Source organism: Streptomyces sp. ICC1 (genome assembly GCF_003287935.1).
Lineage (GTDB): Bacteria > Actinomycetota > Actinomycetes > Streptomycetales > Streptomycetaceae > Streptomyces > Streptomyces tritrimontium.
In genome coordinates, this window is the sequence record NZ_CP030287.1 from 5,764,034 (window position 1) to 5,782,525 (window position 18,492).

Sequence of the window (18,492 nt, forward strand, 5' to 3'; positions counted from 1 at the left end):
CACCACCACACGTCAGCGCAGGCAGAGGGAGTGCCGGGTGAGTCAGCCGGAGATGCAGCCCGAGGGGCCACCCCGGGATCCCGCAGAGGACGGCGACCTCACCGGGCGGCCGTTCCCTCTCGGGGACTGGGGCGAGCCCGCCGAGCGGCTCGACGAGCTCTACCGGCGGGTCGAGGCCGACGCGCTGCGCACCGCCGAGTGGTACCTGTCCGACCGGGCGTGGAAGCGCCGGGGCGCCCGGATCCTGCGGGCCGCGGCGGCCGTGGGAGCGGTCGCGGGCGCCTCGATGCCGCTGCTGGAACTGACCGGCTCGGCGCCCGGCGCGGCCTCGTACGGCTACCTCTCGCTCCTCCTGGCGGCGGCCTGCCTGGCCTGCGACCGGTTCTTCGGCCTGACCTCGGGCTGGATGCGGGACGTGGCGACGGCGCAGGCCGTGCAGCGGCGTCTGCAGACCCTCCAGTTCGACTGGGCCTCGGAGAACGTGCGGGAGGTCCTGGGCCCCACGGAGGGCACGGCGAGCGAGGCGGCGGAACGATGTCTCACCGTGCTGCGCCGGTTCTCGGAGGACGTCACCGAACTCGTGCGGTCCGAGACCGCGGAGTGGATGGTCGAGTTCAGCTCGGGCCCCGCGCCGCTGGTGATGCAGTCCCTGGGGGCGAACGGGGCGCGCTCGGACGCCTACGTCCCGCCAACCCGCTTCCCGCTCCCCCCCGGCACCCGCCCGAACATGCCCCGCCAAAGACCGCCGGAGCAGCCGCGCTGAATCCGGCTGGATCCAGCTGAATGCGGCTGGATGCGGCTGGATCCGGCTGAATGCGGTCCCGCCGGGGCGGGGCGGGGACGGCTCCGCCCCGGCGGACGGGCCCCGTCAGCTGAAGATGATCATCGAGCCCTGCCCGAGGCTCCGCGTGGCCGCCGCGTGCAGGCCCAGCCACACGTGCCGCTCCCGGGCGAAGGGGCTGTCGTCGTACGGGATCGGCCCCGCCGGCTCCTCCAGCGACGTCGGCCGCCCCGGCGGGGCGGGCGCCACGGGCGGGTTCCCCGGGTCTATCCCGATCGCGGGAGCCACCACCGCCAGCTCCCGCAGCAGCCCCTGGGCCGACCCCAGCGGGCCGCCACCGGCCAGCAGCTCCTCATTCGCCAGCGGCACCGCGAAGTCCACCGGGACATAGGCGCCCGCGTGGTCGTAGTGCCACACCAGGTGCGACTGCTGGGCCGTCGACTCGAACATCTCCAGCAGCTGCTCGTAGTCCCCGCCCAGCTCGTCCACCGGCGTCACCGGCAGCCCGCAGAGCTGGAGCAGGTACGCCCGGCGCAGGAAGTGCAGGGCGTCGTAGTCGAAACCGGCCACCGGGGCGACGTCCCCGGACAGGCCCGGCATGTACGCGAACACCGGCACGGACGGCAGTCCGGCCTCGCCCAGCGCCTTGTCGTACGAGGCGATCTCTTCCGCGAAGGGATTGTCGGGGCTGTGGCACAGCACGTCGACAAGGGGGACCAGCCACAGGTCACAGGCCACGCGGCCTCCGATCAGTCGTTGCCGCCGTTCCGGCCAGCGTAGTGCGCCGGACACGCTCCGCGAAGGGGTGAGCAGAACCTCGCAGGCTACGGCGCCCCCGGACCCACCCGCCAGACCCACGCGTCGAGCACCTTCTCCGGCGCCCGGCCCAGCAGTCCGCTGAGCAGGTCCCGCAGCTGCGTGTCCCGCTCCTGGACGGGCAGGACGACCGCGCCCGCCTTCCAGTACTCCAGGTCCTGGCGGGCCTGGGCCTGCCAGGCCGGAGTGACCTCGGGCGGCTGCGCGCCGTATCGGACGTCGCGCAGGAGGTTCGAGAGGTGCCTCGGGGTGGCCCCGTAGATGCCGATCCGGTCGGGTCCCCACGGGCCGTTGAAGTAGCCGCCGGCCAGCCGGAAGCCGAAGTCCGCCTCCACCTGCCAGTGCAGCGCGTCCGCCTGGCCCGGGTCCGGCAGCGGCACCGGAACGAGTGCCTCGCCGTCCTTGACGTAGTCCTTCCACGACCCGGAGGTGATGAAGGCGGGAACCGGCGCGCGCTCCCGGACGGTCAGCGGCAGCGGCAGGATCGGGATCAGCGCGGCCGCCGCCCCGAGCAGGCCCAGGGTGCGCAGCTCGCGGGTCCGCAGGCGCACGATCCGGTCGAGCGCGAGGGCGAGCAGGATGCCGAGGATCGGGGCGCAGACCATGGCCACGCGCCCCTCGATGACCGACTCGAAGAGCGGCAGCTTGATCATCAGCCGCCAGGGGCCCGGCAGCACGATCTCCGTGTGCGGTACGGGCACCCACGGTCCGAGCGACAGCAGCAGCGTCACGAACCCGGTGATCGCGAGGGCCCGTACGGTCCTGCTGCGCCACAGCCACACGCAGACGGCGACGCCGAAGGCCAGCAGGGGCCAGCCGTAGAAGGCGTTCTGCTCGGTGGTGTTCAGCGAGAGGCGGGCGGCCGTCTCGGGGTCGCCGAAGAGCGAGCGCCCGGCGTACTCGATCAGGGCGCGCGGGCTGTTCCCGGCGTTGTCCCCGTGCAGGATCGCGTGGTAGCTCTGCGGGCCGAAGAACTGCCAGAACAGCGGGACGACCACCAGCGGCAGGCAGACGGCGAGGGCGACGACCAGGCCCGCGCCCAGCGGGCGCGCGGCGGCGAGGGCGCGGCGGCGGTCCACGAGGAGGTAGGCCAGGCAGAACACCAGCATGCCGAGCGCGGCGATGAGCAGCGGCTCCTCGCCGATGAAGATCTGGTACGTCGCGAACAGCCCGAGCAGGACCCCGTCCCGGGTCGCGCCGCGACCCCTGCGGTGCGGTTCGCACAGGCGCAGGGCCCGGTCGACGATCAGCGGGATCATGAACAGGACGACGAAGTTCGGGTGGCCGTTGGCGTGCGAGACCATCGGCGGCGCGAAGGCGGCGAGCGCCCCGCCCGCGGCGGCGGCCCAGCGGCTGCGCACGAGGCGGCGGCGGATCAGCCAGTACCAGGTCCAGGCGCTGGCGGCCATGCCGAGGGTGAGGACCAGGGCGAAGGTGACGGTCGCGCCGAAGAGCAGGGTGACGGGGATCAGCGGGACGTTCAGGCCGAGCATGGTGGCGTTGGCCATGAGGTTCACGCCGTCCGGCATGCCCTGGGCGAAGGTGAAGAGCGGATTGCGCAGGTGGGTGACGTTGTCGGTGGTGACGCCGACGAACCACTCCCACTGGTTCTGGTCCTGGAGGGCGTCCGCGAGGTAGCTGCCGTCCAGGTCCGCCCACAGGCCCTGGAACACGTAGAGGGAGAGGGCGAGGAAGGCGGCGGCGACGGCGAGGCCGCCGGCGTTCAGGCGCAGCAGCTCGCCGAGTGCCAGGCGCAGCCCGCCGGCGGTGCGGCGGGGGCGAGGACGGGTGGTGCGTACGGGGCCTGCGGCGCGGGCGGGGTCGGCGGTGCGGGCCGGGTCTGCGGTGCGGGCCGGGTCTGCGGTGCCGGGGGCGCGGTTCAGCGGGACCTCGGCCACGTGCCAGCCCTGGCGGCGGATCCAGCGCAGGACCTCGGCGTCGATGGCGGGGCCGTCGAGGGTGGAGGCGCCGAAGGCGGCGCGGGCGCGGTCGCCGTCGAAGAGGGCGAAGCCGCAGGTGTCGGCGCGGAAGCCCGGTATGCCGGGGATGCCGATGGCGCGGACCAGGCGGTTCCCGGACCGGCCGAGGACCGCGGCGGGGGCGCCGTCCGGATCCGGGCCGTCCAGCTCGCGCTCCAGGCGGGCCAGCTCGTCGAGCGGCGTCGTGAGGCCGGCGTCGGTGATCAGCACCCGCCGGCCGGCGGACGCGAGCACTCCGGCACGCAGTGCGGTCCCCTTGCCGCCGGGGCGCGGATGTCCCGCGGCGGGGTGGCCGGGCTCGTGGTCGGGCTCGTCGGCGGCGGCGTGGTCGGCGCCGTGGTCGGCCGGGCGGACCAGCCGGATCCGCGGCTCGTCGGCTGCCGCGGCCAGGACGGTACCGGCCGGGCCGTCGCCGTCATCGACGACCACGACGACGAGCTCCCAGGCGCCGGGCCCCGTGCCGAGCAGGGCGTCGAGCCGGCCGGGAGCGGCGGCGAGGGTCCCGCCGATGCGGTCGTCCCCGCCGAGGACGGGGACGACGACGGAGAGGCCGACGTCACCGAGCCAGGGCGTCCGGGGCCGGGCCGGCCGGCCCGCGCTGCCCGTCTGGTCCGCGCGGTCCTCGCGGTCGGCCTGGTCCGCGTGGTCGGCCGTCACGCCGTTCTCGCCGTTCACGGGCCGGCCGCCTTCGGCCGCAGGCCCGCGGCCCAGTCCAGACCGTGCTGGTTGTACGCGTGCACGAGGCGGCGTACCTCCTCGGCGTCCGCGCGGGTGACCGCGTCGATCAGTTCGTTGTGGCCGGACCACAAGCCGGTGCGCAGGTCCGGTTGGGCCTTCAGGTACGGGACCGCGAAGACCCAGCACTGCACGCGGAGCCGGTGCAGGAACTCGGAGATGTAGGTGTTGCCGACCAGCCCGCTCAACTCCCTCCAGAAGCGCAGGTCGTAGCCGATCAGCACTTCGAGCGAGCCGCTCAGCGCGGCCCGCCGCGCCTCCTCCCCCCGACGGCGCACCGAGACGAGCCGCTCCCCGGTGCCGGGGGCGGTGCCGCGTTCCACGAGTCGGCGGAAGATCCCTTCCACGATCAGCGTACGAGCCTCGATCATGCCCCGGAAATCCTCCACGGAGAAGACTCGGACGCGGAAGCCGCGGTGCTGGACGGAGTCGAGCAGGCCTTGTCCGGAGAGGTCGACCAGGGCCTCGCGGACGGGGGTCGCGGAGACCTCGTACTGCTCGGCGATCTGCTTGACGGTGAATTCCATGCCCGGCGGCAGACGTCCCGCGAGCACCTCGTCGCGCAGCGCGTCCGCGATCTGCCGGCGAAGTGTGTTGCGGTTGACAGCGCCGCTGCCTGACATAGGGGTCCGTCTCCATCTGTGGGCTTCGGACACCTTAAGCCAGCCGGAGCGGCTGAAACCGATCGGTTGATGGCCGCTATATGCATTTAGCATCCGTTATCCGGACGGTAGAGCGCTCTTTCCTTGATCGTTCAACGTGCGCGGACGCGCCGCGCCGGGGGCGGCCGGGGAGCAGGCGAGGCCCCGTACGCACGCGCAGGAACGCGTGCGGCCCCGCGCGGGCCCTGTGGGGGCCGTACGCGCGGGGCCGCTGCGGTGCCTCTGCCCGCGGGCGTGCCGGTCGGCGACGGTCAGGGCGTCGTCCAGCAGGGCCAGGCCCTCCTTCGCGTCTCCCTCGGTGATGTTGCACGGAGGGACCACGTGCGTCCGGTTCATGTTGACGAAGGGCCACAGTCCGGACGCCTTGCAGGCAGCGGCGAATTCGGCCATCGGCGCGTTGTCCGCACCGGCGGCGTTGTAGGGAACGAGCGGTTCGCGCGTCTCCTTGTCCCGGACGAGTTCCAGCGCCCAGAAGGTCCCGAGGCCGCGGACCTCGCCGACCGAGGGGTGACGCTCCGCGATCTCGGCGAGCGCCGGGCCGATCAGGTTCTCGCCGAGGTGGGCGGAGTGCTCGACGATGCCCTCCTCGTCCATGGCGGTGATCGTCGCGACGGCGGCGGCGCAGGCCAGGGGGTGGCCCGAGTAGGTCAGCCCGCCCGGGTAGGGGCGCGTGGCGAAGGTCTCGGCGATCTCGGCGGAGATCGCGACGCCGCCCAGCGGGACGTACCCGCTGTTGACACCCTTGGCGAAGGTGATCAGGTCGGGCGTGACGTCGAAGTGCTCGGCGGCGAACCACTTGCCGGTCCGGCCGAATCCCGACATGACCTCGTCCAGGATGAAGACGATGCCGTGGCGGTCGCAGAGCTCGCGCACGCCGGCCAGGTAGCCGGGGGGCGGGGCCATGATCCCGGCCGTGCCGGGGACCGACTCCAGGATGATCGCGGCGATCGTCGCCGGACCCTCGAAGGCGATCGTGTCGGCGAGGTGGGTGAGGGCGCGCGCACACTCCTCGGCCTCGGTCGTCGCGTGGAAGGGCGAGCGGTAGAGGAACGGTCCCCAGAAGTGCACGACGCCGGCGGCGGCCGTGTCCGAGGGCCAGCGGCGCGGGTCGCCGGTCAGGTTGATCGCGGTGGCGGTGGCGCCGTGGTACGAGCGGTAGGTGGACATCACCTTCTGGCGGCCGGTGTGCAGCCGGGCCATGCGGACGGCGTTCTCGACGGCCTCGGCGCCGCCGTTGGTGAAGAAGATCTTGTCGAGGTCGCCGGGGGTCCGCTGCGCGATGAGGCGTGCGGCCTCGGAGCGGACGTCGACGGCGAAACCGGGGGCCAGGGTGCAGAGCGTGGCGGCCTGCTCCTGGATGGCGGCGACGACCTTGGGGTGCTGGTGGCCGATGTTGGTGTTGACCAGCTGGGAGGCGAAGTCGAGGTAGCGCTTGCCGTCGTAGTCCCAGAAGTACGACCCCTCGGCTTTGGCCACGGCGAGCGGGTCGATCAGGGCCTGGGCGGACCAGGAGTGGAAGACGTGGGCGCGGTCGGCGGCCTTGACGGTGGCGCCCGAGGTGACGTGAGGGGTCATGCGTTCACGCTAGAAGTCCGCAGGTGGGGAGGGATATCGGCGGACTGTATGGGGGCCGTCGCTTATACCCGACCGTCCCCACCGAGGCGCCGGCTCCCGCCCCCGTCCCCGCGCGGGCGACCGCACCGCAGCTCGCGGCCACCGGCGCCGGTTCGCACGGCGCCGCGGCGGCTCTCGCCTCGGCCCTGGTCCTGGGCGGCGCCATTCTGTACCGCAGGTCCCGTATCGCCTGACGGCAATACCGGTAATCAGAAGAAATATCGGCCGGAGAGTCCCTTGTCGGATTCTCCGGCCGTTGCCGTGTTCGGTTCCGCGTTTCCGCAACGGCGGGGAATCGTTAGCCAGGACGAAAGCGGCATGCCGGTCGCCGCTGACACCCTTGTCCACGAAAGAAGAGGATTTTCGATAATGAAGCTCTCGAAGGTAGCCGCCGCGGTCGTCGGGTCCGTCGCCGCCCTCGGCGCCGCCACTCCCGCCTTCGCCACCGAGGCTCCGGCCGTCCCCATGAGCCTGACGAGCGGGCTCACGGAGACCCTGGGCGCCGTGAACCCGGTCTCGGAGGCGCTCCCGCAGACGGTGGGCAACGGGCTGGCCGAACAGGGCGAGAGCGTCCAGAAGGTCATGACCACCGTGCAGAAGGTCAACGAGGTCCGCAACGGTGCGCCGGGCGAGGTCATGAAGCTGGCGAACGGGGCCACCCAGGCCTCGCCGCTGCTCGGCGGGGTGAAGCTCAACGGCGGCGCCAACTGACGGGTCCGACCCGCTCTCCCGCCGACACGACTGTGGGCGCCACCGGCAGAGCCGGGGCGCCCACAGTCGGTTTGGTGCGTACGACGTCAGTCGTTGACGCAGGTGTTGCCGAACGCCGGGTTCAGCGCACCGATCACGTTGACGGAGTTGCCGCAGACGTTGATCGGGACGTGGACCGGGACCTGAGCCAGGTTGCCCGAGAGGACACCGGGGGAACCCACGGCCGCGCCCTCGGCCGACGAGTCGGCCATAGCGGAGCCGGCGGCACCGGCCGCGGCGAGACCAGCGGTGGCCAGGACCAGGGCGGCCTTCTTGGCAGTGTTCATGGGAAGTGCACCTTCTCTTCGATGTTCTGCCCCGATTTCGAGGCTCACATCGAGCGAAACGGTCCAGCATCCCAGACGACACGGTTCCGCACGCGATCAGACCTGTTCAGCCCAATGGTCGTCACCGCGTGCGGGTCCGGATCGCCTACGGGAGGAAGTCCGCGAGGTCGGGGACCGTGTCGAGCGGCGGCAGCGCCGGCGTGGCCGGTACGCCGGGTACTGCGGGTACTGCGGGTACCGCGGGCACTCCCGGTACGGCGGGCACCGCTCCCGCGGGTGGGACCGCGGGAGCGGAGACCGGGAGGTCGGGGATCGGGATGTCCGGAATCGCGGGGATCTCCGGAATCGCCGGGAGCGGCAGGTTCGGGATCGCCGGGATCTCGGGCATGGCCGGGAGCGCGGGCAGCTTGATCTCGGGGATCTTGACCCCCGGCAGCAGGGTGCCCAGGCTCTTCGTCAGGTCCGCCAGGATCTTGGAGACGGAGGCGAGCAGGTCGTCGAGCGGACCCGCCGCCGCCACCCTCTCCTCGATCCGCTCCCGGGCGGCCGCCACGCGGGACTCGGCGGCACCGGCACCTTCGGCGGCGCCCGCGGGGGCAGCCGCGCCGGCGAGTATGACAACCGTCAGGGCCGTGGGGACGAGGACGCGGATGCGGAAGCGGGAGGCGTTGGTGTGGTGCATGAGTGTTTCCTTCTGGTGGTCGAACGAAAGCGGACCCGAGCGATCCGCTCCCTTACCCACCGTGCGAAGGCGTTCGACGGAGCGCAACAGGAACATCGGCCCCCGCACCCCCGGTGCGGGCTGCGTACGGGCTTCGCGCACGCGTCCGGGGGCGGCTCACCCCACCCGGGGAAAACCCGCCCGCGGACAGGCCGTTTGAGTGAAGCAGCGGAACCAACCCTCTGTGCGGGCAGTTGATCAGGGCGCTCCACTAGCGGGCACTCGTGCGACAAAAGGATCAAGATGCTCAAGAAGATCATGACTGCTGCCGCGGTCACCGCCGCCGCCGTCGGCGCGGGCGCTGCTGTTGCGGCCCCGGCCATGGCCATCGGCAACGACAACGGGATCAACACCGTCAACGGAAACGGTGCCCAGCAGATCTACGGCAACCAGAAGACGCACGGCGACATGAGCCCGCAGCTCGGCGTCGTCCAGGGCACCCTGAACAAGCCCTGCATCGGCCTGCCCGTCAAGGTCAACGCCCAGTCGCTGATCGCCCTGGTCAACGTCGGTGTCCAGGACATCAACGTCCTGTCCAACCCGCAGAACCAGCAGTGCACCGAGAACTCCACCCAGGCCAAGGGCGACGAGCCGCTCTCGCACATCCTCAGCAACATCCCGGTCCTGTCTGGCAACGGCTCCGTCGGCAGCTGATCTCCGCTCCCGCATTGCGGTCCGGGCGCCCGGCGCCCGTGGAGCGATGAACGAGGGCCCCGGCAGCTTCCAGCTGCTGGGGCCCTCGTGTGCGCTCCGGCCCGCTCAGCCGGTCCAGAAGTCCCACCAGCGGGTCAGGATCAGCATCCCGATCACGCCGGTGTGCAGGACGGGCGGGGCCCAGCCGAACTCGGCGAAGAAGCTCCGCACGGGGGCGGGCGCGGGGAGGATGCCCGTACGCACGGTGTACGCGGTGACCGCCCAGAACATCACGAGGGTGGCCACCCAGGTGAGGCAGCACCACAGGCAGAGCGCGTTGATCTCGTAGAGCGACTGGACCATGAGCCAGGAGCAGAATCCGACGCCGAAGAGCATTCCCGCGTCGAGTCCCAGCCAGAACCAGCCCCGGTGGCGGGCGCCGGCCAGCAGGCCCGCGCCGACGCACACGACCGCCCCGTAGGCGACCAGCCCCAGCATCGGGTTCGGGAAGCCGAAGGCCGCCGCCTGCTCGCTCTTCATCACGCTGCCGCAGGAGACGACCGGGTTCAGACTGCAGGCGGGCTTGAAGTTCGGGTTCTCCAGCAGCAGGAACTTGTCGAGGGTGATGACCCAGGCGGCCAGCACTCCCGCGGCCCCGGTGAGCACCAGCAGCCAGCCGAGCGCGCGGGGGGCGGCGGGCGGCTTTGCGTCGTCGTGGTTGCGCGGATGCCCTTGCTGGCGGGGCACGCCCACGGTATTCGTTGCCATACGGCTCATCGTCCCGCCTCCGCATCCCAAATCCGGACCAACCATGCTCATGGGCAAGGAGGTTGACCTGAAGGGGTGGCGGGAACCCCCGATGCTTCCCGGACGTTTTACCGAACCCCGGACGTGATGTCAGACCCAGGGGCTACGTTGAGCGTCCGCGAAGTGACAAGCTGCGACGGCCTGGAGACCCACCTTGAGCGATCCGTACGAGACAACCGAGGCGCACCTCGAGCGACTCCTGGGCCGCGCCCTCAACTCCTTCGACCTGCCCGACCGCTTGGTCGAGCGCCTGCGCACGGCACTCGCCCACAGTTCTTCGCTCTTCACCACCCGCCACGGTCCGGCGTCGGGCAGGTGGCGGGAGACCCGCCGGCACACCTACCTGCTGGCCGACGGCGGGTCGGTGGCCCTGTGGGAGCTGGCGCACCGCGGGGAGGACGACCTCTCCATACGCCACGAGGTCTTCGCCAGCAGGGCGGAGACCTGCCTCGCGGTGGCCCGGCTGTTCGGCGAGACCCCCTCGCAAGTGGCCCGGGACCTCACGGAGGCGACGGCCGAGGAGGAGCCCGCGAGCGACATCGCCGTGCTGAGCGCGCTGTTCTCGAACCCGACCCCGGCCCAGCGGCACCGCGACTACACGGTGGAGGACTCCGCGGACCACGCCCGCCGCGTACTGCGCCGCGCGGAGAACCCGGACCGGCCGGGCGAGAGCGTGTCGCTGCTGCTGCGCTCGGCGTACGCGCACCAGATCACGCAGGCGTTCGGCACCCGGCAGTGCCTGTCGGACGGGCGCAACGCCGGTTTCAGCCTGTACGAGCACGCGTTCGTCCTGCTGGACGGGAGCGAGCTCAGCCTGTGGGAGGTCGAGCACACGGCCACGCCGGACGGGCGGCACATGTGCGAGGTGTACGAGACGGAGACGGCCGCGCGCGGAGCCATGGAGCTCCGCGGGCGGGTCAGGTGAGCCGGTCGGCTCAGGCGGCGACGGTGACCTTCACGGGCTCGGCGCCGGCGGTCTCGGCTTCGGCGGGCCCGGCTCCGGCGGCGGTGGCCGTCGGGGTCTCGTTCCGCTTGCGCATGCCCTTGAGGAGGACGACCAGACCGGCGGTGGTGGCCGTACCGGCGGCGATGGCGATCAGGTAGAGCAGCGGGTTGCCGATCAGCGGGATGACGAAGATGCCGCCGTGCGGGGCGCGCAGGGTGCACTCGAAGGCCATCGAGAGCGCTCCGGTGACCGCCCCGCCGGCCATCGCGGCCGGGATCACGCGCAGCGGGTCGGCCGCGGCGAAGGGGATGGCGCCCTCGCTGATGAAGGAGGCGCCGAGGAACCAGGCGGCCTTGCCGTTCTCGCGCTCGGTCTTGGAGAAGAGCCGGCCGCGGACGGTGGTGGCCAGCGCCATCGCGAGCGGCGGGACCATGCCGGCGGCCATCACGGCGGCCATGACCTTGAGGCTGCCCTCGTTGGGGGTGGCGAGGCCGCCGATGGCGAAGGCGTAGGCGACCTTGTTGAGCGGGCCGCCGAGGTCGAAGCACATCATCAGGCCGAGGATGACGCCGAGGATGATCGCGTTGGCGCCGGAGAGGCCGGACAGCCAGTCGGTGAGGGCCTGCTGGAGCGAGGCGACGGGCTTGCCGACCACCAGGAACATCAGGAACGCGGTGACGGCGGATCCGATGAGCGGCAGCACGACCACCGGCATGATCCCGCGCAGGGCGACGGGGATCTTCAGCTTCTGGACGGCGAGGACGGTGCCGCCCGCGATGAGGCCGGCGATCAGACCGCCGAGGAAGCCGGCGTTGATGGTGAGGGCGACGGCGCCGCCGACGAACCCGGGGACGAGGCCGGGCCGGTCGGCCATGCCGTAGGCGATGTAGCCGGCGAGGACGGGGACGAGGAAGCCGAAGGCGAGGCCGCCGGTCTGGAAGAGCAGTGCTGCCCAGCTGGCGGCTTCGGTCCAGACGAAGTGCTCGGCGACGGAGGGGGCGGTGTTGATCTCGTACCCGCCGATGGCGAAGGCGAGGGCGATGAGGAGTCCGCCGGCGGCGACGAAGGGGACCATGTAGCTGACGCCGGACATCAGCCAGGTGCGGAGCTTGGCGCCGTAGCCGTCCTGTGGTTCGCCGGCCTCTTCGACGGGGGTCCGGGCGGAGTCCGCGACCTCCCCGCGGTCCGCCTTGTCGCGGGCCTCCTGGAGGAGTTCGGCGGGGCGGTTGATGCCGGCCTTGACGCCGACGTCGACCGTGGGCTTGCCGGCGAAGCGGGCGCGTTCCCTGACCGGGACGTCGTGGGCGAAGACGACCGCGTCGGCGGTGGCGATGGCCTCGGGGGTCAGCTTGGTGAAGCCGGCGGAGCCCTGGGTTTCGACCGTGAGCTCGATACCGGCCTCGGCGGCGGCCTGTTGGAGGGACTCGGCCGCCATGTAGGTGTGGGCGATGCCGGTGGGGCAGGAGGTGACGGCCACGATCCGGAACGGCTCCGCCGCGTGGGGGGCTCCGCCCCCGGAACCCCGCTCCTCAACCGCCGGAGGGACTGGATTCGGCACCGGAGGGGCTGCATCGGGCTCGCCCGCGACCAGGGCTGCGACTTCTTCCGGGGTCGTGGCCCCGCGGAGGGCGGCGACGAAGTCGGGGCGCATCAGGCGGCGGGCCAGGGTGGAGAGGATGGAGAGGTGGGCGTCGTCGGCGCCGGCGGGGGCGGCTATCAGGAAGATCAGGTCCGCCGGGCCGTCCGGGGCGCCGAAGTCGATGCCCGACGGGGAGCGGCCGAAGGCCAGGGTGGGGGCCGTCACGTGGGTGGAGCGGCAGTGGGGTATGCCTATGCCGCCCTCCAGGCCGGTCGGCATCTGGGCCTCGCGCGCCGCGACGTTGGCCAGGAAGCCGTCCAGGTCGGTGACCCGGCCCAGCGTCACCATCCGTTCGGCGAGGGCACGTGCCGCCCCCTCCTTGGACTCGGCGGACAGGTCGAGGTCGACCAGTTCGGCCCGCAGGGGGCACGGCATCATTTCGCTCATCGCTCGTCGCTCATTTCGGACAGGGGGAGGTCCAGGGGCAGGTCCTGGGTGACACGGACCGTGTGGGGTCGCAGGTCCGAGGGGGCCGGCATGGCGCTGCCGGGAAGCTGGACCGCGGCCGCGCCGTGGGCCAGGGCCGAGGCGAGGGCCGCAGGCCCCGTACCGCCCGCGATCAGGAAGCCGGCGAGGGAGGCGTCGCCCGCGCCGACGTTGCTGCGGACCGAGGAGACCGCGGCCGTGCCGTAGTACGTGCCCTCCTCCTCGACCAGGAGCTGGCCGTCCGCGCCGAGGGAGGCCAGGACCGCGCCCGCGCCGAGCGAGCGCAGTTCCTCGGCCGCCTTGACCACGTCGCCGAGGGTGGCGAGCGGGCGCCCGACCGCCGCCGCGAGCTCCGCGGCGTTCGGCTTGATCACGTCCGGGCGGGCCGGGAGCGCCGCGAGCAGCGCCGGGCCGGAGGTGTCCAGGGCGATCCGGGTGCCCGCCGCGTGGGCGCGGGCGACGATCTCGGCGTACCACTCGGGCCGCAGGCCGCGCGGGAGGCTGCCGCAGCAGGCGATCCAGTCGGCGTCGCCCGAGGAGGTGCGGACGGTCTCCAGGAGGAGCGCCGATTCGCCGCCGGTCAGTTCGGGACCGGCCGCGTTGATCTTGGTGAGGGTGCCGTCGGGTTCCGCGACGGAGATGTTGGAGCGGGTCTGGCCGGCGATGGACACCGCCGTGACGTCCACGCCCTGCGCGCCGAGGAGTTCGGCGATCAGCGTGCCCGGTGCGCCGCCGAGCGGCAGGACCGCCGTCGTACGGACGCCCGCGGCGGCGACCGCGCGGGAGACGTTCACGCCCTTGCCCCCGGGGTCGACCCGGTCGCCGGTGGCGCGCAGGACCTCACCGCGGTCCAGCGAGGGGACTTCGTACGTCCGGTCGAGGGAGGGGTTGGGGGTGACGGTGAGGATCATACGAGCACAACTTCCGTACCTGCGGCCTCGATCGCCGCTTTGTGGGCGGGGTCGAGCCCCGAGTCCGTGATGAGGAGGTCGACGTCGGCGAAGGTGCCGAAGCACGCGAAGTGCTCCTGGCCCGCCTTCGCGGAGTCGGCGAGGAGGACGACGCGGCGGGCGGCGGCGATCGCGGCCCGCTTGACGGCGGCCTCGGCGAGGTCGGGGGTGGTCAGACCGCCCTCGGCGCTGAACCCGTTGGTCGCGAGGAAGGCGACGTCGGCGCGGATCTCGGCGTACGCGCGCAGCGCCCACGCGTCGACGGCGGCCCGGGTGCGGTGGCGGACCCGGCCGCCGACGAGGTGGAGGTCGATGCCGGCGTGGTCGGCGAGCCGGGCGGCGACGGGCAGCGCGTGGGTGACGACGGTGAGCGCCGTGTCGAGGGGCACGGCGGCCGCGAGGCGGGCCACGGTGCTGCCGGCGTCGAGGACGACGCTGCCGCCGTCGGGGAGCTCGGCGAGGGCGGCGTCCGCGATGCGGTCCTTCTCGTCGGCGGCGGTGGCCTCGCGCTCGGTGAGGTCCGGCTCGAAGTCGAGGCGGCCGGCCGGTATGGCTCCGCCGTGCACCCGGCGCAGGAAGCCGGCCCGGTCCAGGGCCTTGAGGTCGCGGCGCACGGTCTCCGCCGTGACCTGGAACTGCTCGGCCAGGGACAGGACGTCGACGCGGCCCGCCTCGCGGGCGAGGCGGAGGATCTCCTGCTGGCGCTCGGGTGCGTACATGGGGTTCGGCATGTCCGTTCAGGTCCGTTCGAGTCCGACGAATGCCCGACTCTGTGGGTTCGGCTTCAGCGTACGCCCGGTTTGGCCCGAAGAAAAGCAAAACGGGCATGCCCGCCAACAGAAGCGGACATGCCCGTCGAAAGAGAGGACCTTCGGCTACCCGGCCGGGACCTTCTCCGGGGCGAGGTCGCCGGCGTACTCCGAGCCGCCCTCGCGCTGCTCGATCGGGAGCGTCTTGCGCGGCAGGATGAACATCACGGCGAAGATCGCGACCATGACGGCCGAGACCCACCACAGCGCGTTGTGGAAGCCCTCCACGTACGGCGCTCCGAAGACCAGGTCGTCGTCGATCACCCCGAAGAAGACCACCGAGGTCAGGCCGAGGCCCAGCGCGTTGCCCATCTGGCCGGTGGTGTTGATCAGGCCGGACGCCGAGCCGGCGTGCTCGCGCGGCACCTCGGACAGCACCATGTCGTTCAGCGGCGCGACGATCAGGCCCATGCCCGCGCCCATGAGGATCAGCGGGGCGGCCATCTGCCAGGGGGCGATGTCCATGCCGAAGCGGTCGGACTCCCAGATGTAGAGGAGCAGGCCCGCGGCCATGACCAGCGCACCGGCCTGGAGCACCTTGCGGCCGAAGCGCGGTACGAGCTTGCCCACGGACACGCCCGCGGCGGCCGAGACGGCCAGCGAGAACGGGATCCCGGTGGAACCGGCCTTCAGGGCGCTCCAGCCGAGGCCCATCTGCATGTAGAGCGTCCAGACCAGGAAGAAGATGCCGGTCGCGAGGCCGAAGGTCAACTGGACGGCGATGCCGCCCGCGAAGCTCTTGACCTTGAAGAGGGAGAGCTCGACGAGCGGGGAGCCGTCCTTGCGGATCTTGTACTTCTCGTAGGCAATGAAGGCGGCGAAGACCAGGGGCGACGCGATCATGCAGAGCGAGCCCCACAGCGGCCAGTCGTTCTCGCGCCCGTGGGTGAGCGGGAAGATCAGCATGACCAGGGCGAGGGTGGCGAGCACGACGCCCACCAGGTCCAGGCGCAGCGCCTTGGGGGCCTTGGACTCGGAGATGAACTTGCGGCCGAGCACCAGGCCGGCGATGCCGACGGGAAGGTTGATCAGGAAGATCGGGCGCCATTCGAGACCGAGGATGTTCCACTCGGTGAGCAGCGCGCCCAGCATCGGACCCGAGACGGCGCCGAGGCCGACGACGGCGCCGAACATGCCGAAGACCTTGCCGCGCTCGTGCGGCGGGAAGGTGACGTGGATGATCGCGAGCACCTGCGGGACCATCATGGCCGCCATGGCGCCCTGGAGGATCCGGGAGGCGACGAGCACGTCGGGGTTGGGCGCGATGCCGCAGAGCAGCGAAGCGGCCGTGAAGCCGGCTATGCCGATGAGGAAGAGGCGCTTGCGGCCGTAGATGTCACCGAGACGGCCGCCGGTGATCAGGCCGGCGGCGAAGGCGAGGGCGTAGCCGGCGGTGATCCACTGGATGGCGCTGGTGGACGCGCCGAGGTCCTCGCGCATCCGGGGTATCGCGATGTTGACGATCGTGACGTCGACCAGGTCCATGAAGGCCGCGGTCATCACGATGGCGAGCGCCAGCCAGCGGCGGCGGTCCGCGGGGCTGCCGGTCGGGCTGGTCACGCTGGTCGAGCTGGTGTCTGCGGGGGTGTCGATCCGCTCTTCTTGTGCGGGCCCGTTCTTTCCTTCGGGCGATGACTGGGTTGTCTCGGTGCTCATGAGGAGAAACCTAGACGGCATCTAGGTCAGCGCGTGTCCTATTTGGCTGGCAATCTTGAATCCATGACCGACACCCCGGCCCGGCTGCTCAGCCTGCTCTCCTTGCTCCAGACCCCGCGCGAATGGCCGGGGAGCGAGCTGGCGGAGCGGCTGCGGGTGAGCGCCCGGACGATCCGGCGCGACATCGACCGGCTGCGCGAACTGGGATACCCGGTGGAGGCCACGCTCGGCGCGGAGGGCGGCTACCGGCTGGTGGCGGGCGCGGCGATGCCGCCGCTCCTGCTGGACGACGAGGAGGCCGTCGCGATCGCCGTGGGCCTGCGGGCGGGGGCCGGACACGCGATCGAGGGCATCGAGGAGGCTTCCGTACGGGCCCTCGCGAAGCTGGAGCAGGTCCTGCCGGGCCGGCTGCGGCACCGGGTGAGCGCGCTGCAGTCGGCGACGGTCGCCGTGACCCGGGGGGACGGGGCGAGCGTGGACCCGCGGACGCTGACGGTGATCGCGTCGGCGGTGGCCGGCCCGGAACGGCTGCGGTTCTCCTACCGCGCGCGGGACGGGGTGGAGTCGCGGCGGCTGGTGGAGCCGTACCGGCTGGTCAGCACCGGGAGCCGGTGGTACCTCGTGGCCTACGACATGGAGCGCGAGGACTGGCGGACCTTCCGGGTGGACCGGGTGAGCGGGCCGGGCGCGACGGGGGCCCGGTTCCCGGCGCGGGAACTGCCGGTGGACGCGGTGGAGTTCGTGCGGCGGGGGCTGCGGGGCGGGGAGACGTACCTGGTGGACGTCACCTTCGCGGGGCCTCGCGGGGAGCTGCCGGGGTGGTTGCGGGAGCACGCGGAGGCCGCCTCCGGGGCCGGACCGGCGGGTGCGGCGCGGGCGGCCGTGGCGGCGCGGGTCCGGTTCGAGTCCTCGGACGCGCCGGAGTGGCTGGTGGCGCGGCTGGCGCTGACGGGCGTGCCGTTCACCGTGCACGGGCCGGACTTCCTGGTGGAAGCGGCCCGGGCGCTGGGCGCGCGGCTGACGGGTGCGGCGGGCCCGGAGCCGCCGCGGCCGCCACCGGCGACGCATCGGGGGCGGGCAAAGGGGAGCCCCCGGCGCCTGGGGGGGATAGGCGCCGGGGGCTCGTTCTTGGGGGGCTGTCAGGCCACCGCGTCGAAGCCCGTGTCCCGGGCCATCCGCTTCAGCTCCAACAGCGCGTGCTTCTCGATCTGGCGGATCCGCTCACGGGTCAGACCGTGCTGCTTGCCCACCTCTGTCAGGGTACGCTCCCGACCGTCCTCAATGCCGTAACGCATCTTGATGATCGACGCGGTGCGCTGGTCGAGCTTGCCGAGCAGGTCTTCCAGCTCCTCACTGCGCAGCAGGGAGAGGACGGACTGCTCCGGGGAGATGGCCGAGGTGTCTTCCAGCAGGTCACCGAACTGCGTGTCGCCGTCCTCGTCCACCCCCATGTTGAGGCTGACCGGGTCGCGCGCCCAGTCCAGGACGTCGCCGACGCGCTTCTGCGTGGTGTCCAGTTCGGCGGCGATCTCGGCGTGTTCCGGGTCGCGGCCGTTCTCCCGGTTGAACTCGCGCTGGACCCGGCGGATCCGGCCGAGCTCCTCCACCAGGTGGACGGGGAGGCGGATGGTGCGGGACTGGTCGGCGATGGACCGGGTGATGGCCTGGCGGATCCACCACGTGGCGTACGTGGAGAACTTGAAGCCCTTGGCGTAGTCGAACTTCTCGACGGCGCGCACCAGGCCGGCATTGCCCTCCTGGATGAGGTCGAGGAGCGGCAGACCGCTGCGCGGGTAGCGGCGGGCCACGGCGACGACCAGGCGGAGGTTGGAGCGGATGAAGACCTCCTTGGCGCGCTCACCCTCGGCGGCCAGGAACTCCAGCTCCTCGTGGGAGGGCTTCTTGCCCTTGCGCTCTATCGCCCCGTCGAGGATCTGCCGGGCGTACACGCCCGCCTCGATGATCTGCGAGAGCTCCACTTCCTTGGCGGCGTCGAGCAGCGGGGTCCGGGCGATCTCGTCGAGGTACATGCCGACCAGGTCACGGTCGGCGATCTCCCCGCCCACGGCGCGAGCGCTGCTCGTGGACTGACGACGGGCGACGGCGCGGGTTGCCATGCGTGCTCCCTTGCGATGAGTTCGGTCGCGGTGCTGCGGCTGCCTGGACACTCTCCCGAGTGCCCGCTTCCGAAGGAAACAACGACTGGAATCGGGACAGAATTCCCACGTCGCTCCCTATTTTCCGAGATCTTGCAGTATCCTGCCCCGCCACCCCCCGGCCC

16 protein-coding genes and 1 pseudogene are annotated in these 18,492 nt (G+C 72.1%); 5 read left to right on the forward strand and 12 right to left on the reverse strand.

The genetic code is table 11. The features are described from left to right. Positions 1 to 37: 37 nt before the first annotated feature. The gene (locus tag DRB96_RS27085; RefSeq protein ID WP_204357826.1) at positions 38 to 763 is read left to right on the forward strand and encodes an SLATT domain-containing protein; all 726 of its coding nucleotides are present in this window, start codon (positions 38 to 40) and stop codon (positions 761 to 763) included. 105 nt (positions 764 to 868) lie between these two features. On the opposite strand, the gene DRB96_RS27090 is transcribed toward DRB96_RS27085, so the two are convergent. From DRB96_RS27090 to DRB96_RS27105, 4 genes are all read right to left on the reverse strand, one after another. Next, positions 869 to 1,519, reverse strand: a complete 651-nt coding sequence (locus DRB96_RS27090) for a hypothetical protein (RefSeq protein ID WP_112450814.1) — start codon at positions 1,517 to 1,519, stop codon at positions 869 to 871. Between the two features lie 86 nt (positions 1,520 to 1,605). Beyond that, positions 1,606 to 4,251, reverse strand: a complete 2,646-nt coding sequence (locus DRB96_RS27095) for a glycosyltransferase 87 family protein (protein WP_239517768.1) — start codon at positions 4,249 to 4,251, stop codon at positions 1,606 to 1,608. Next, positions 4,248 to 4,934, reverse strand: a complete 687-nt coding sequence (locus DRB96_RS27100) for a GntR family transcriptional regulator (protein ID WP_112450815.1) — start codon at positions 4,932 to 4,934, stop codon at positions 4,248 to 4,250. The genes DRB96_RS27095 and DRB96_RS27100 overlap by 4 nt, the downstream gene beginning before the upstream one ends. Before the next feature lie 96 nt (positions 4,935 to 5,030). Continuing rightward, the gene (locus tag DRB96_RS27105) at positions 5,031 to 6,548 is read right to left on the reverse strand and encodes an aspartate aminotransferase family protein (RefSeq protein ID WP_239517769.1); all 1,518 of its coding nucleotides are present in this window, start codon (positions 6,546 to 6,548) and stop codon (positions 5,031 to 5,033) included. A 408-nt stretch (positions 6,549 to 6,956) separates the two neighbouring features. On the opposite strand from DRB96_RS27105, the gene DRB96_RS27110 reads away from it, so the two are divergent. Next, the gene (locus DRB96_RS27110) at positions 6,957 to 7,298 is read left to right on the forward strand and encodes a hypothetical protein (RefSeq protein WP_112450816.1); all 342 of its coding nucleotides are present in this window, start codon (positions 6,957 to 6,959) and stop codon (positions 7,296 to 7,298) included. Positions 7,299 to 7,384: 86 nt separating this feature from the next. On the opposite strand, the gene DRB96_RS27115 is transcribed toward DRB96_RS27110, so the two are convergent. Further along, entirely contained in the window at positions 7,385 to 7,624 is a 240-nt protein-coding gene (locus DRB96_RS27115; RefSeq protein ID WP_112450817.1) for a chaplin, read from the reverse strand. A gap of 145 nt (positions 7,625 to 7,769) precedes the next feature. Continuing rightward, complete coding sequence (locus tag DRB96_RS27120; protein ID WP_112450818.1) at positions 7,770 to 8,306, reverse strand: hypothetical protein; 537 nt, start codon at positions 8,304 to 8,306, stop codon at positions 7,770 to 7,772. A gap of 282 nt (positions 8,307 to 8,588) precedes the next feature. On the opposite strand from DRB96_RS27120, the gene DRB96_RS27125 reads away from it, so the two are divergent. Continuing rightward, the gene (locus DRB96_RS27125; RefSeq protein ID WP_112450819.1) at positions 8,589 to 8,999 is read left to right on the forward strand and encodes a rodlin; all 411 of its coding nucleotides are present in this window, start codon (positions 8,589 to 8,591) and stop codon (positions 8,997 to 8,999) included. Between the two features lie 105 nt (positions 9,000 to 9,104). Here the strand turns inward: DRB96_RS27125 and DRB96_RS27130 are convergent, their stop codons facing one another. Then, the gene (locus tag DRB96_RS27130; RefSeq protein ID WP_112450820.1) at positions 9,105 to 9,746 is read right to left on the reverse strand and encodes a vitamin K epoxide reductase family protein; all 642 of its coding nucleotides are present in this window, start codon (positions 9,744 to 9,746) and stop codon (positions 9,105 to 9,107) included. A 193-nt stretch (positions 9,747 to 9,939) separates the two neighbouring features. On the opposite strand from DRB96_RS27130, the gene DRB96_RS27135 reads away from it, so the two are divergent. Beyond that, complete coding sequence (locus DRB96_RS27135; protein ID WP_112450821.1) at positions 9,940 to 10,710, forward strand: DUF6227 family protein; 771 nt, start codon at positions 9,940 to 9,942, stop codon at positions 10,708 to 10,710. Positions 10,711 to 10,720: 10 nt separating this feature from the next. Here DRB96_RS27135 and DRB96_RS27140 read toward each other — a convergent pair whose 3' ends face one another. The 4 genes from DRB96_RS27140 to DRB96_RS27155 all read right to left on the reverse strand — a co-directional run bounded on the left by DRB96_RS27140 (position 10,721) and on the right by DRB96_RS27155 (position 16,211). Continuing rightward, positions 10,721 to 12,757, reverse strand: coding sequence for a fructose-specific PTS transporter subunit EIIC (locus DRB96_RS27140; protein ID WP_112450822.1), 2,037 nt, complete (start codon positions 12,755 to 12,757; stop codon positions 10,721 to 10,723). Then, on the reverse strand, positions 12,754 to 13,707 hold the full coding sequence (gene pfkB, locus DRB96_RS27145) for a 1-phosphofructokinase (RefSeq protein ID WP_112450823.1): 954 nt from the start codon (positions 13,705 to 13,707) through the stop codon (positions 12,754 to 12,756). Before pfkB ends, DRB96_RS27140 begins: the two co-directional genes overlap by 4 nt. Further along, positions 13,704 to 14,465: a DeoR/GlpR family DNA-binding transcription regulator gene (locus DRB96_RS27150; RefSeq protein ID WP_112453737.1), complete on the reverse strand. Its 762-nt coding sequence runs from the start codon at positions 14,463 to 14,465 to the stop codon at positions 13,704 to 13,706. The genes pfkB and DRB96_RS27150 overlap by 4 nt, the downstream gene beginning before the upstream one ends. Before the next feature lie 156 nt (positions 14,466 to 14,621). Then, positions 14,622 to 16,211, reverse strand: a complete 1,590-nt coding sequence (locus tag DRB96_RS27155) for an MFS transporter (RefSeq protein ID WP_112450824.1) — start codon at positions 16,209 to 16,211, stop codon at positions 14,622 to 14,624. Between the two features lie 63 nt (positions 16,212 to 16,274). On the opposite strand from DRB96_RS27155, the pseudogene DRB96_RS27160 reads away from it, so the two are divergent. Beyond that, a pseudogene (locus DRB96_RS27160) lies at positions 16,275 to 17,243 on the forward strand (transcriptional regulator); the annotation flags it as partial. 107 nt (positions 17,244 to 17,350) lie between these two features. Here DRB96_RS27160 and DRB96_RS45010 read toward each other — a convergent pair. After that, complete coding sequence (locus tag DRB96_RS45010) at positions 17,351 to 18,328, reverse strand: sigma-70 family RNA polymerase sigma factor (protein WP_112450826.1); 978 nt, start codon at positions 18,326 to 18,328, stop codon at positions 17,351 to 17,353. Between the last annotated feature and the right edge of the window lie 164 nt (positions 18,329 to 18,492).

Bases quoted from the DNA above. Each gene is read 5' to 3' on its own strand.
- DRB96_RS27130 (WP_112450820.1), bottom strand. From the start codon at position 9,746: ATGGCAACGAATACCGTGGGCGTGCCCCGCCAGCAAGGGCATCCGCGC.
- DRB96_RS27125 (WP_112450819.1), top strand. From the start codon at position 8,589: ATGCTCAAGAAGATCATGACTGCTGCCGCGGTCACCGCCGCCGCCGTC.
- DRB96_RS27140 (WP_112450822.1), bottom strand. From the start codon at position 12,757: ATGAGCGAAATGATGCCGTGCCCCCTGCGGGCCGAACTGGTCGACCTC.
- DRB96_RS45010 (WP_112450826.1), bottom strand. From the start codon at position 18,328: ATGGCAACCCGCGCCGTCGCCCGTCGTCAGTCCACGAGCAGCGCTCGC.
- DRB96_RS27155 (WP_112450824.1), bottom strand. From the start codon at position 16,211: ATGAGCACCGAGACAACCCAGTCATCGCCCGAAGGAAAGAACGGGCCC.
- DRB96_RS27110 (WP_112450816.1), top strand. From the start codon at position 6,957: ATGAAGCTCTCGAAGGTAGCCGCCGCGGTCGTCGGGTCCGTCGCCGCC.
- DRB96_RS27100 (WP_112450815.1), bottom strand. From the start codon at position 4,934: ATGTCAGGCAGCGGCGCTGTCAACCGCAACACACTTCGCCGGCAGATC.
- DRB96_RS27120 (WP_112450818.1), bottom strand. From the start codon at position 8,306: ATGCACCACACCAACGCCTCCCGCTTCCGCATCCGCGTCCTCGTCCCC.
- DRB96_RS27150 (WP_112453737.1), bottom strand. From the start codon at position 14,465: ATGTACGCACCCGAGCGCCAGCAGGAGATCCTCCGCCTCGCCCGCGAG.
- DRB96_RS27115 (WP_112450817.1), bottom strand. From the start codon at position 7,624: ATGAACACTGCCAAGAAGGCCGCCCTGGTCCTGGCCACCGCTGGTCTC.
- pfkB (WP_112450823.1), bottom strand. From the start codon at position 13,707: ATGATCCTCACCGTCACCCCCAACCCCTCCCTCGACCGGACGTACGAA.
- DRB96_RS27105 (WP_239517769.1), bottom strand. From the start codon at position 6,548: ATGACCCCTCACGTCACCTCGGGCGCCACCGTCAAGGCCGCCGACCGC.